Source organism: Streptomyces lancefieldiae, from assembly GCF_031845825.1.
Taxonomy (GTDB): domain Bacteria; phylum Actinomycetota; class Actinomycetes; order Streptomycetales; family Streptomycetaceae; genus Streptomyces; species Streptomyces lancefieldiae.
In genome coordinates this window covers 276,191-287,826 of record NZ_JAVRFH010000001.1, presented here as the reverse complement: position 1 = coordinate 287,826, position 11,636 = coordinate 276,191, and the positions used below count along the sequence as shown (strand labels likewise).

The following is an 11,636-nucleotide window of genomic DNA, read 5'->3' as shown; positions in this document are numbered from 1 at the left end:
TGACGCGGACGCCGGAACCGGACACGGACAGGGAGGCGGCTTCGCATGGGGGCTGGGCACGATCACGGTCACGCGCACGGGGCGCACGCCGGGGGGACGGCGACCGCCGCGTTCCGGGGCAGGCTCCGGGTGGCGCTGGCGATCACCCTCACCGTCATGGTCGTCGAGATCGTCGGGGGCGTGCTCGCCGACTCCCTCGCGCTGATCGCCGACGCGGCGCACATGGCGACGGACGCCCTGGGCCTCGGCATGGCGCTGCTGGCCGTCCACTTCGCGAACCGGCCGCCGAGCGACCGGCGCACCTTCGGCTACGCCCGCGCCGAGATCCTCGCGGCCCTGGCGAACTGTCTCCTGCTGCTCGGGGTCGGCGGTTACGTCCTGTACGAGGCGGTCGAACGGTTCATCACACCCGCCGCCACCGCGGGCGGGCTGACCGTCGTCTTCGGCGCGATCGGCCTGGTGGCGAACATGGTGTCGCTGACGCTGCTGATGCGGGGCCAGAAGGAGAGCCTGAACGTCCGGGGCGCCTTCCTGGAGGTGGCGGCGGACGCGCTGGGCTCCCTGGCCGTGATCGTCTCGGCGCTGGTGATCCTCGCCACGGGCTGGCGGCCGGCCGACCCCCTCGCGTCGCTGGTCATCGGTCTGATGATCGTGCCGCGTACGTGGCGGCTGCTGCGCGAGACCCTGGACGTACTGCTGGAGGCGGCGCCCAAGGGCGTGGACATCGCCGAGGTGCGCGCCCACATACTGGCGCTGGACGGGGTCGAGGACGTCCACGACCTGCACGCCTGGACGATCACCTCCGGCATGCCGGTGCTGTCCGCGCACGTGGTGGTGAGCGGCGAGGCGCTGAACGCGATCGGCCACGAGAAGATGCTCCACGAGCTGCAGGGCTGCCTCGGCGACCACTTCGACGTGGAGCACTGCACCTTCCAGCTGGAGCCCAGCGGCCACGCGGAGCACGAGGCGCGGTTGTGCCACTGAGACGCGGTGGCGGCGCCGTACGTCACCCAGGGGCGCGTGGGTTGGGGAACGCGCCGTGAAGTGCGCCGTCCGCTGCTCGTCCGCTTCCGGTCCGCCCGCGGCACTCCTCCCCGTCACGCCCCGGACGGTTCCCGGTCCGCGATGTCGGGAACGATCAACCTCCGGACCCCTCCTCGGCGTCCGACCGGTGACGATCGCCGCCCACGCCTTCGCGCGGGACATGCGGGGGTGCCGGGAAGTGCCGGGAGTGCCGGATTCGTACGGCACACTTGGGGCGCGAGGACCGATGTGAAGGATGGGTATGCCGATCACTCCTGCCACCGCGACGCCCAGCTCGTCGAACGGCACCGCAGACGCGATCTTGCTGGAACTGGTCGACGAGAACGGTGTGACGATCGGCACCGCGGAGAAGCTCTCCGCGCACCAGCCGCCGGGGCGGCTGCACCGTGCCTTCTCCGTGTTCCTCTTCGACGAACGGGGCCGGCTGCTGCTCCAGCAGCGGGCGCTCGGCAAGTACCACTCCCCCGGTGTGTGGTCCAACACCTGCTGCGGGCACCCCTACCCCGGCGAGGCGCCGTTCGCGGCGGCGGCCCGGCGGACGTTCGAGGAGCTCGGCGTCTCCCCGTCGTTGCTCGCCGAGGCGGGCACGGTGCGTTACAACCACCCGGACCCGGCCTCCGGGCTGGTCGAGCAGGAGTACAACCACCTGTTCGTCGGCCTGGTGCAGGAAGCGCCGCGGCCCGACCCGGAGGAAGTGGCCCAGACCGCCTTCGTGTCCCCCGCCGAGCTGACCGAACGGCATGCGCGGGACACCTTCTCCGCGTGGTTCATGACGGTGCTGGACGCGGCCCGGCCCGCCGTCCGCGAGCTGACGGGCCCGTCCGCCGGCTGGTGAGCGGCGCGGGCCCGCGCTACCGCGGGGCGGGTTTGAGCGGCAGGGCGACCCAGATCACCTTGCCGCCGCTCGCCGTGTGGGCCACGTCGCACGCCCCGCCCGCCTCCAGGGTGATCTCACGCACCAGGAGCAGCCCGCGCCCGCCGGTCCGAGCGTGATCGGTCTCCAGGGCGGTCGGGCGGTAGGGGTGGTTGTCCTCCACGGACACCCGGACCCACTCGGGCCCGACGGCGACCTCCACGGCGAGCATCGGCGACAGCACCGCCGCATGCCGGACGGCGTTCGTGACCAGCTCCGAGACGATCAGCAGCAGGCCCTGAGTCACGTCGTCGGAGACCGGCACGCCCTGGCGCACCAGCAGGTCCCGCACCGCGTGCCGTGCCTGCGGGACCGACGCGTCCACGGCGGGGGCGGTGAACCGCCAGACGCCTTCGTACGGCAGCGGCCCGGCGGGCCCGGTCTCGTCCATCGTCCGGTCGCCACCCTCGGGCTCGATTGTCACCACACCCTGAGTGTCGGTACGCGTCGCTCCGTACCGGAGAACTGAGCACAAGTCTGCAGATATCGAACACTTCTGATCGTTGGCGTATGACACCGTCAGTTGTGGGACCGTTCCTGTCCCGCTTGTACCGCCTGCCCGAGCCCATCGGCCGGCGGATAGCATCCGGCCCATGGAGCCGCAGCTGCTGCACCGGGTCACCGACTCGGTCGCCACCGTCGTCGTCCACCACCCGGCCAAGCGCAACGCCATGACGACCGCGATGTGGCGGGCGCTGCCGGAACTGCTCGACACCCTGGCGGACGACCCGGCGGTGCGGGCGCTGGTCCTCACCGGTGAGGGGGCGACGTTCTGCGCCGGCGCCGACATCTCGACCCTGCGGGGCTCCGCGGAGGAGGCGCAGCGACTCGCCGTCGCGGCCGAGGAGGCCCTCGCGGCCTTCCCCAAACCGACGCTGGCGGCGATCCGCGGTCACTGCGTGGGCGGCGGCGCCCAGTTGGCGGCCGCCTGCGACCTGCGGTTCGCCGAGGAGGGGGCACTGTTCGGGGTCACCCCCGCCAAGCTCGGCGTGGTGTATCCGGCGTCGGCGACCCGGCGGCTGGTGTCGCTGGTGGGACCGGCCACCGCCAAGTACCTGCTGTTCTCCGGAGAGTTGATCGACGCCGGGCGGGCGCTGCGCACCGGGCTGGTCGACGAGGTACTGCCGGAGGGCGAACTCGGCAAGCGGGTCGCCGGGTTCACCCGTGTCCTGGTGTCGCGCTCGCAGCTGACGCAGGCCGCGGCGAAGGAGTTCGCCAACGGGCGCACGGACCGGGACGCGTACTGGGCCGCGCAGGCACGCGGCAGCGGCGACACCGCGGAGGGGGTCGCCGCCTTCCTGGAGCGCAGGCAGCCGCGCTTCGGCTGGAGCGTGCCTACCTCGGGATGAACCGGTTCCTGGTGCGGAACTCCTCGACGAGATGCGCGGGGGCCTTCTGCGGGGACCCGGCGTCGTAGGGCGGCTGCGGGTCGTACTCCGTCAGCAGCTGGACCGCCTGGGCGTGCTCGTCGCCGGCGATCCGGCCCACCAGGGTGAGGCCCATGTCGATGCCGGAGGAGACGCCGGCCGCGGTGACGTACTTGCCGTCGATGACCACGCGCTCCCCGGTCGGCTCGACGCCGTACCGCTTCAGCAGGCCCAGGGCCAGCCAGTGCGTGGTGGCGCGGCGGCCCGTGAGCAGTCCCGCCGCGGCGAGCAGCAGGGAGCCGGAGCAGACCGAAGTGGTCCAGGTGCTGGTGGCGTCGGCGGCACGCAGCCAGCCCAGCAGGGCCTCGTTGTCCATCTGCGCCTCCTGACCGGGGCCGCCCGGCACGAGGACGACGTCCGGGGCCGGTACGTCGGCGAGGGTGCGCTCGGCGGTCAGCGCGAGGCTTCCCGTGTCGTTGCGGACGGGGCCGGTCCGTTCGGCGACGAAGACGGTCTCCGCGTCCGGGATGCGGCTCAGGACCTCGTACGGGCCCACGGCGTCGAGGGCGGTGAAGCGGTCGTAAAGGACGATGGCGATCTGCACGGGCTGCCTTTCGTGGTGGGTCGGTGAGCGGAAAAGGTCCGCTCAGTGGACGGGGGCGGGGCGGAACCGGCGGCGGTACTCGGCCGGTGGGGTTCCGAGCGCCTTGACGAAGGCGCGGCGCATGGCCTCGGACGTGCCGTAACCGCTGGCGCGGGAGACCTCCTCGACGCCGTCGCCGGTGTCCTCCAGCAGTCGGCGGGCGTGTTCGAGGCGTACCCGGTCGACGTACCGGCCGGGTGTCATGCCGGTCTCCGCCTGGAAGGCGCGGGCGAAGTGACGCGGCGAGAGACTGACGCGGGCGGCCAGGGCCTCGACGCCGAGATCGGCGCCGGGGTGCTCGGTGATCCACTGCTGGAGTTCCCGCAGGGGCTCGCGCCGCGCGGTCTGGGCGGCGAGCTGGGCGCTGAACTGGGCCTGGTTCCCGGGCCGGCGCAGGAACACCACCAGGTGGCGGGCGACGGTCAGGGCCGCGTCCCGGCCCAGGTCCTCCTCGACCAGGGCGAGGGCGAGGTCGATGCCGGAGGTGACTCCGGCGGACGTGGCGACGTGTCCGTCGCGGATGTAGATCGGGTCGGGGTCGACGTCCACGGCCGGGTGGTCGCGGGCCAGCCGGTCGCAGTACGCCCAGTGGGTGGTGGCGCGGCGGCCGTCCAGGAGACCGGCACGGGCGAGCAGGACGGCCCCGGTGCACACGGACACCAGACGCCGGGCGCGCGGTCCGTGCCCGCGCAACCATGCGGTCAGGCGCGGGTGGGGTCGGCGGGTGCCCCGGCCGCCGGGGACGATCAGGGTGTCCGGGTCGGCCGCGTCGGTGAGCGCCCCGTCCGGTACGACGCTCAGACCGCTGGACGTGCGTACGGGGGCGCCGTCCAGCGAGGCCGTACGGATCCGGTAGGTACCCGGCGTGTGCTTCTCGGCGCCCGCGAAGACTTCCACGGGGCCGGTGACGTCGAGGCTCTGGACGTCGTCGAAGAGGAGGACCAGTACGGTTCGGACGGTTCGCTGGGCCATGCCGTCGATTCTTCGCCCGGCCCCCGGTGGCCGCAATGACGAGCTCCCCACCTTTCCTGCCATGCGGCACGCGCGCGTGGAACAAGCCTGGAGCACGTACTGAGCGGTTGGTAACCTGCGCGGCATGACAACTGCCGCCCTCGACGCGCGCGCCGGCCGCCGCTGCCACAACGCCCTCAACTCGTTGCACTCGACGCACTACTTCTCGCCCGACCTCGGCCGGGAGCTGGGCGCCCTCGGGGTCACCGACCCCCGGGCCGTCAACTTCGCGGTGCGTGCCGCAGCGCTCGGGCCGGTCGGGGCCGGCGCGGTGACGGCCGCGTTCTACAACTACAAGCACGACCTCGTCGCGCGGCACGTGCCCGCGGTGTGGGAGACGGTCACGCCACGGCAGGCGCTGGCGGCACGCGCGCGTGCCGTCGACGCGACGCTGCGCCGCCTGCTGGGCGAGGACACCCTGACGTCCGCGGAGATGTCGGAGGCGGCCGGCCTGGCCCTGCGGGCCACCGAGGGCTGCTCGCGCGGCGCGCGCCCGCTGTACTCGGCCCACGCGGACCTGCCCGTGCCCGAGGAGGCGCACCTGGCGTACTGGCACGCGGCGACCCTGCTGCGCGAGCACCGGGGGGACGGCCACCTCGCCGTGCTCATGGCCGCGGACCTCGACGGCCTCGAGGCGCTGGTGACGCACACCGCGACCGGCAAGGGCATCGCGCCGAAGTGGGTCCTCGGCACCCGGGGCTGGACGCGCGAGGAATGGGACGCGGCGACGGACCGGCTCCGCGACCGCGGACTGCTCGACGAGACCGGCGCCCTGACCGAGCGGGGCACCGCGCTGCGCGACGAGATCGAGCGGGAGACGGACCGGCTCGACGCGGCCCCCTACGCGCACCTGGGGGCGGAGGGCGTGGCCCGTCTGACGGAGCTCGCAACCGCCTTCGCGCGTACGGCAGTCGGAGCGGGCGCCTTCCCGGCAGACCTCTTCGGCAGGGCCTGAGCGGCGGTCCGGGCACGCGGCCGGGCATGTCCGGCCGATGACGAGGTACCCGTGCTGTTCCCGGCCGAGGGGCCGGGAGAGGAAAGGGGCTGTCCGTGTTCCGTGCCGTCGCAGACGTGCTGCGCCAGATCGGTGGCGCCGTCGCCACCGTGGTGACGCTTCCCTTCCGGGCCCTGGCCCGGCTCTTCGGCGGGGCCTCGTCCGCCACTCGCGGCCGCCGGGTCTGAGCGGCGGGGTCCGGCCCGCGGGGACCGTCCCGCGGGTCCGGCTCCGCCCGGTTTCGACCGGCTCGCGTCGCGCCCTGATCCCCGATTGTCGTCGCCACCTGCCACAATTGCCGCGCAACCCCAGTGAGAAGGCGGTACGGGATCGTGACGACACCCGGGTCCAGCGGGTCCATTGAAGCAGGGTCCATCGAAAGCAGGATCGCCGAGGAACTCGGCGTACGGGAGCGGCAGGTGAAGGCCGCCGTGGAGCTGCTCGACGGCGGCTCGACGGTGCCCTTCATCGCCCGCTACCGCAAGGAAGCGACCGAGATGCTCGACGACGCGCAGCTGCGCACGCTCGAGGAGCGGCTGCGCTATCTGCGGGAGCTGGAGGAGCGGCGTACGGCCGTCCTCGACGCGGTGCGCGAGCAGGGCAAGCTCACCGAGGAGCTCGAGGCGCGGATCCGCTCGGCCCAGACCAAGGCGCGCCTGGAGGACATCTACCTGCCCTACAAGCCCAAGCGGCGCACGAAGGCGCAGATCGCCCGCGAGGCGGGTCTGCAGCCGCTGGCCGAGGGCCTGCTCGCCGACCCGTCGGTGGACCCCGTCGCCACGGCCGCCGCGTTCGTCGACGCCGACAAGGGCGTGGCGGATCCGCAGGCGGCCCTGGACGGGGCTCGGTCGATCCTCACGGAGAAGTTCGCGGAGGACGCCGACCTGATCGGCGAGCTGCGGGAGCGGATGTGGAAGCGCGGACGGCTCGCCGCCAGGGTGAAGGACGGCAAGGAGGAGGCCGGCGCCAAGTTCGCCGACTACTTCGACTTCGCCGAGCCATTCACCGACCTGCCCTCGCACCGGATCCTCGCGATGCTGCGCGGCGAGAAGGAGGACGTGCTCGACCTCGTCCTGGAGCCCGAGGAGGCCACCGACGGGCCGTCCTCGTACGAGGGGATCGTCGCGAGCCGGTTCGGGATCGCCGACCGCGGCCGGGCCGCCGACAAGTGGCTGACGGACACCGTCCGCTGGGCCTGGCGCACCCGCATCCTGGTGCACCTCGGCATCGACCTCAGGCTGCGGCTGCGCACGGCCGCCGAGGACGAGGCGGTGAACGTCTTCGCCGCCAACCTCCGCGACCTGCTGCTGGCCGCTCCCGCGGGCACCCGCGCGACGCTCGGCCTGGACCCGGGTTTCCGTACGGGCGTGAAGGTCGCCGTGGTCGACGCCACCGGCAAGGTCGTGGCCACGGACGTGATCCACCCGCACGTCCCCGCCAACCGGTGGGACGAGGCGATCGCCAAGCTGGCCCGGCTGGCGAAGGAGCACGCGGTCGAGCTGGTCGCCATCGGCAACGGCACGGCGTCCCGCGAGACCGACAAGCTCGCCGGTGAACTCATCGCCAGGCACCCCGAGTTGCAGCTCACCAAGGTGATGGTGTCCGAGGCGGGCGCATCCGTGTACTCGGCCTCCGCCTTCGCCTCCCAGGAGTTGCCGGACATGGACGTCTCGCTGCGCGGCGCGGTGTCGATCGCCCGGCGGCTCCAGGACCCGCTGGCCGAGCTGGTGAAGATCGACCCGAAGTCGATCGGCGTCGGCCAGTACCAGCACGACCTGTCCGAGGTGAAGCTCTCGCGCTCGCTGGACGCGGTGGTCGAGGACTGTGTGAACGGCGTGGGCGTGGACGTCAACACGGCGTCGGCCCCGCTGCTCGCCCGCGTCTCCGGCATCACCTCCGGGCTCGCCGAGAACATCGTGGCGCACCGGGACGCCAACGGGCCGTTCAGGTCCCGGACCGAGTTGAAGAAGGTGTCGCGGCTCGGGCCCAAGGCCTACGAGCAGTGCGCGGGCTTCCTGCGCATCCGGGGCGGCACCGACCCGCTGGACGCGTCCAGCGTGCACCCCGAGGCGTACCCGGTGGTGCGCCGGATGGTGAAGACCGCCGGGCAGGAGGTGGCCGGCCTGATCGGCAACACCTCGGTGCTGCGGTCGCTGCGGCCGACGGAGTTCGTGGACGAGAAGTTCGGTCTGCCGACGGTGAGCGACATCCTGAAGGAGCTGGAGAAGCCGGGGCGCGACCCGCGGCCGGCGTTCAGGACGGCCACCTTCAAGGAGGGCGTGGAGAAGATCTCCGACCTGTCGTCCGGCATGGTGCTCGAGGGCGTCGTCACCAATGTCGCGGCCTTCGGGGCGTTCGTGGACGTCGGTGTGCACCAGGACGGCCTGGTGCACGTGTCCGCGATGTCGAAGACCTTCGTGAAGGATCCGCGGGACGTGGTCAAGCCCGGGGACATCGTGAAGGTGAAGGTGCTGGACGTCGACATTCCGCGCAAGCGGATCTCGTTGACGTTGCGGCTGGAGGACGAGGCCGCTCCGCAGGGCGAGCAGAAGCGGGAGCGTGGCGGCAAGCCCCCCAGGCAGCGGCAGCAGCGGCAGGGCTCCGGGGGCGGGAAGGGGCGGCCGTCCGCGGCGCCCGCGCCGTCCAACGGGGCGATGGCCGACGCGTTGCGGCGGGCGGGGTTGGCCTAGTGCCGCGGCGGGCAACGTTCGCCCGTGAAGGAGCGGCGTCCGGTGCGTGCTCTCGGCGTGCCGGCCGGAAGCCGTTGCCTGCCGCGGCACTAGCCACTGCGGGTGGGTGCGCGGCCCGGCGCCGACGGCGTGCCGCGCCCCCGCCCGTGCCGCCGGTCTCAGTGCTCCGTCACCTTGCCGTCCGCCACCTCCAGGCGGCGGGTCACCCGTACCGCGTCCAGCATGCGGCGGTCGTGGGTGACCAGGAGCAGCGTGCCCTCGTAGGCGTCCAGAGCCGATTCGAGCTGTTCGATCGCCGGCAGGTCGAGGTGGTTGGTCGGCTCGTCCAGGACCAGGAGGTTGACGCCCCTGCCCTGGAGGAGGGCCAGGGCGGCCCTGGTGCGTTCGCCCGGGGAGAGGGTCGACGCCGGCCGTGTGACGTGGTCCGCCTTGAGGCCGAACTTGGCCAGGAGGGTGCGGTTCTCGGCCGGTTCCGTGTCGGGGACGGCGGCGCGGAAGGCGTCCAGCAGGACCTCGGGGCCGTAGAACAGCTCGCGGGCCTGGTCGACCTCGCCGAGCAGAACGCCGGAGCCGAGCGCGGCGTGCCCGGCGTCGAGCGGGACGCGGCCCAGGAGGGCGCCGAGCAGCGTGGACTTGCCCGCGCCGTTGGCTCCGGTCACCGCGACCCGGTCGGCCCAGTCGATCTGGAGGGAGACCGGGCCGAGGACGAAGCCGCCGCGTCGGACCTCGGCGTCGCGCAGAGTGGCGACCACCGCGCCCGAGCGTGGTGCCGAGGCGATCTCCATGCGCAGGTCCCACTCCTTGCGCGGCTCCTCGACGACCTCCAGGCGTTCGATCATGCGCTGGGTCTGGCGGGCCTTGGCTGCCTGCTTCTCGCTGGCCTCGCTGCGGAACTTGCGGCCGATCTTGTCGTTGTCGTTGCCCGCCTTGCGCCGGGCGTTCTTGACGCCCTTGTCCATCCAGGCGCGCTGCGTCTGCGCCCGGTCCTGGAGGGCCGCCCGCTTGTCGGCGTACTCCTCGTACTCGTCGCGGGCGTGCCGACGCGCCACCTCGCGTTCCTCCAGGTAGGCCGCGTAGCCACCACCGTAGAGGTTGATCTGCTGCTGGGCGAGGTCGAGTTCGAGCACCTTGGTGACGGTGCGGGTGAGGAACTCGCGGTCGTGGCTGACGACGACGGTGCCGGCGCGCAGGCCGGTCACGAAGCGTTCGAGGCGTTCGAGGCCGTCCAGGTCGAGGTCGTTGGTCGGCTCGTCGAGGAGGAAGACGTCGTAGCGGGAGAGAAGGAGGGAGGCGAGGCCGGCCCGCGCGGCCTGGCCGCCGGACAGGGACGTCATCGGCTGGTCGAGATCGACCGTCAGGCCCAGCGCGTCGGCGGTCTCCGCCGCGCGGTCGTCCAGGTCGGCGCCGCCGAGGGAGAGCCAGCGCTCCAGGCTGGTCGCGTAGGCGTCGTCGGCTCCGGCAGCCCCGTCGACCAGCGCCTGGGTGGCCTCGTCCATGGCGCGCTGGGCCTCGGTCACGCCGGTACGGCGGGCCAGGAACGCGCGGACGGTCTCGCCGGGCCTGCGCTCCGGCTCCTGCGGGAGGTGGCCGACGGTGGCGGTCGGCGGGGACAGGCGCAGTTCGCCCTGTTCCGGCGTGGTCAGCCCGGCGAGCATCCGCAGGAGGGTGGACTTGCCCGCGCCGTTGGCTCCGACGAGTCCGATCACGTCACCGGGGGCGACGACGAGGTCGAGCCCGGTGAACAGGGAGCGGTCGCCGTGGCCGGCGGCGAGGTTCTTGGCGACGAGGGTGGCAGTCATCAGACCGTCGATCCTAGGGCCTGTCCGACCGTTCCCGTCGTCCGCCCGGAGGGCGCCGCGAGGCAGGCACGGAGTGGTCGGACAGCCCTGCCGGCGGCCGGCCGCCCGATCAGTGGGGTTTCCCGTGCGTCACCGCCGCCACCAGCACGCTTCCCGGCGCCCGTGCCACCACGAAGGACTCCCCCTTCACCGTCCGCGCGTCCAGGGCGATGCGGTGGCCGCCCGGTTCGAGCACGCCGTCGAAGACCTCGTGGGTGCGGGTGCGGCGGAGACGGTCGACGCGGTACGCGGTGAGCCGTACCCGGCAGGGCGAGGTGACCTCGACGTCCGCGGCGGTGGCGTCCGCGGTCAGCCGGGTCAGGCGGCGCCGTTCGGCCGGGCCGCGGTCCAGGGCGTGTTCGATCTGCGCGACGAGCAGCGGGACGATCGGGGCGAGACCGTCGACGTGGGCCACGTCGGTCCCGGCGTCGGCGAAGGCACGGCGTACGGCGGTCCGTTCCTCCTCGGTGACCGCGTTGCCGAAGGCGACGGCGCCGTAGTCCCGCAGTTCGTCGGCCGGCACGTCGCCGGCGTCGCGGGTGATGTCGGCGCCGATGCCGATGGTGCGCAGCGCGGCGGCGAGCTTGGCGAGCAGGGCCACGCGGTCGCCGATCAGCAGGACCCGGCGGCGGGTGTGCGCGGAGCCGTCGAGCAGGGCCGCCAGCGCCGCGCGGTACTCGGCGCCGGGGAAGCGGAACGGGCCGATGCCGTGGTAGCCGTTGAGGTCCAGGTCGGCGTGTTCGCCGGTCTGCCAGGCGAAGTCCCGCCAGACGAAGTCCTCGCCGTCGCGCCGGATCACGGCGGTCACGGCGCCGCAGGCCAGGTCCTCGCACTCGGGACAGCCGTAGATGACGTACCGGCCGCCGGGCAGGGGGGCCTCGGTCTCCAGGAGCAGGCTGCGGACCTGCGCGGTGAAGATCGCCGGCGGAACGTCGGAGGCGAGCGGGGAGACGGCGTCCAGGTCCGAGAGGCGGAACAGCAGGGGACGTCCGTCCACGATGAAGTCCACGAAGTCGCGGTGGACCCGGTAGTCACCGTCGGGAAGGACGCCCCCGGCCCGCATCGCCGGTGCCAGGCCGAAGGTCGTGTACTCGGCAGCCATGCGGGGAGTATTCCCGCGCCGGGACCGGTCTGCG

At 73.1% G+C, this 11,636-nt stretch carries 11 protein-coding genes; 6 read left to right on the top strand and 5 right to left on the bottom strand.

Features of this window, described 5'->3' with window-relative positions:
• Nucleotides 1–45 precede the first annotated feature (45 nt).
• Together RM812_RS01525 and idi are read left to right on the top strand one after the other, a co-directional pair.
• Entirely contained in the window at nt 46–984 is a 939-nt protein-coding gene (locus tag RM812_RS01525) for a cation diffusion facilitator family transporter (protein ID WP_311570520.1), read from the top strand.
• Nucleotides 985–1,285: 301 nt separating this feature from the next.
• Complete coding sequence (gene idi / locus RM812_RS01520) at nt 1,286–1,879, top strand: isopentenyl-diphosphate Delta-isomerase (protein WP_311570519.1); 594 nt, start codon at nt 1,286–1,288, stop codon at nt 1,877–1,879.
• A 16-nt stretch (nt 1,880–1,895) separates the two neighbouring features.
• Here the strand turns inward: idi and RM812_RS01515 are convergent, their stop codons facing one another.
• Nucleotides 1,896–2,348 (bottom strand): ATP-binding protein, encoded by a 453-nt coding sequence (locus RM812_RS01515; RefSeq protein ID WP_311570618.1) that lies wholly within the window; start codon nt 2,346–2,348, stop codon nt 1,896–1,898.
• Nucleotides 2,349–2,550: 202 nt separating this feature from the next.
• Here RM812_RS01515 and RM812_RS01510 point away from each other — a divergent pair, with 202 nt between their 5' ends.
• Nucleotides 2,551–3,306, top strand: a complete 756-nt coding sequence (locus RM812_RS01510; protein ID WP_311570518.1) for an enoyl-CoA hydratase/isomerase family protein — start codon at nt 2,551–2,553, stop codon at nt 3,304–3,306.
• Here RM812_RS01510 and RM812_RS01505 read toward each other — a convergent pair.
• Both RM812_RS01505 and RM812_RS01500 read right to left on the bottom strand, forming a co-directional pair.
• Complete coding sequence (locus tag RM812_RS01505; protein WP_311570517.1) at nt 3,293–3,928, bottom strand: DJ-1/PfpI family protein; 636 nt, start codon at nt 3,926–3,928, stop codon at nt 3,293–3,295. The genes RM812_RS01510 and RM812_RS01505 overlap by 14 nt on opposite strands.
• A 42-nt stretch (nt 3,929–3,970) precedes the next feature.
• Nucleotides 3,971–4,939 carry a GlxA family transcriptional regulator gene (locus tag RM812_RS01500; protein WP_311570516.1) on the bottom strand — a complete coding sequence of 323 codons (969 nt, stop codon included), beginning with the start codon at nt 4,937–4,939 and terminating at the stop codon, nt 3,971–3,973.
• A gap of 124 nt (nt 4,940–5,063) precedes the next feature.
• Here RM812_RS01500 and RM812_RS01495 point away from each other — a divergent pair, with 124 nt between their 5' ends.
• From RM812_RS01495 to RM812_RS01485, 3 genes are all read left to right on the top strand, one after another.
• Nucleotides 5,064–5,933 carry an SCO6745 family protein gene (locus RM812_RS01495; protein WP_311570515.1) on the top strand — a complete coding sequence of 290 codons (870 nt, stop codon included), beginning with the start codon at nt 5,064–5,066 and terminating at the stop codon, nt 5,931–5,933.
• 95 nt (nt 5,934–6,028) lie between these two features.
• Nucleotides 6,029–6,160: an LPFR motif small protein gene (locus RM812_RS01490; RefSeq protein ID WP_311570514.1), complete on the top strand. Its 132-nt coding sequence runs from the start codon at nt 6,029–6,031 to the stop codon at nt 6,158–6,160.
• Between the two features lie 144 nt (nt 6,161–6,304).
• A complete protein-coding gene (locus tag RM812_RS01485) occupies nt 6,305–8,662 on the top strand; it encodes a Tex family protein (protein WP_311570513.1) in 2,358 nt (785 codons plus the stop codon).
• Nucleotides 8,663–8,820: 158 nt separating this feature from the next.
• On the opposite strand, the gene RM812_RS01480 is transcribed toward RM812_RS01485, so the two are convergent.
• Nucleotides 8,821–10,461: an ABC-F family ATP-binding cassette domain-containing protein gene (locus RM812_RS01480; RefSeq protein WP_311570512.1), complete on the bottom strand. Its 1,641-nt coding sequence runs from the start codon at nt 10,459–10,461 to the stop codon at nt 8,821–8,823.
• Nucleotides 10,462–10,570: 109 nt separating this feature from the next.
• Entirely contained in the window at nt 10,571–11,602 is a 1,032-nt protein-coding gene (locus RM812_RS01475; protein ID WP_311570511.1) for an oxidoreductase, read from the bottom strand.
• Nucleotides 11,603–11,636 lie beyond the last annotated feature (34 nt).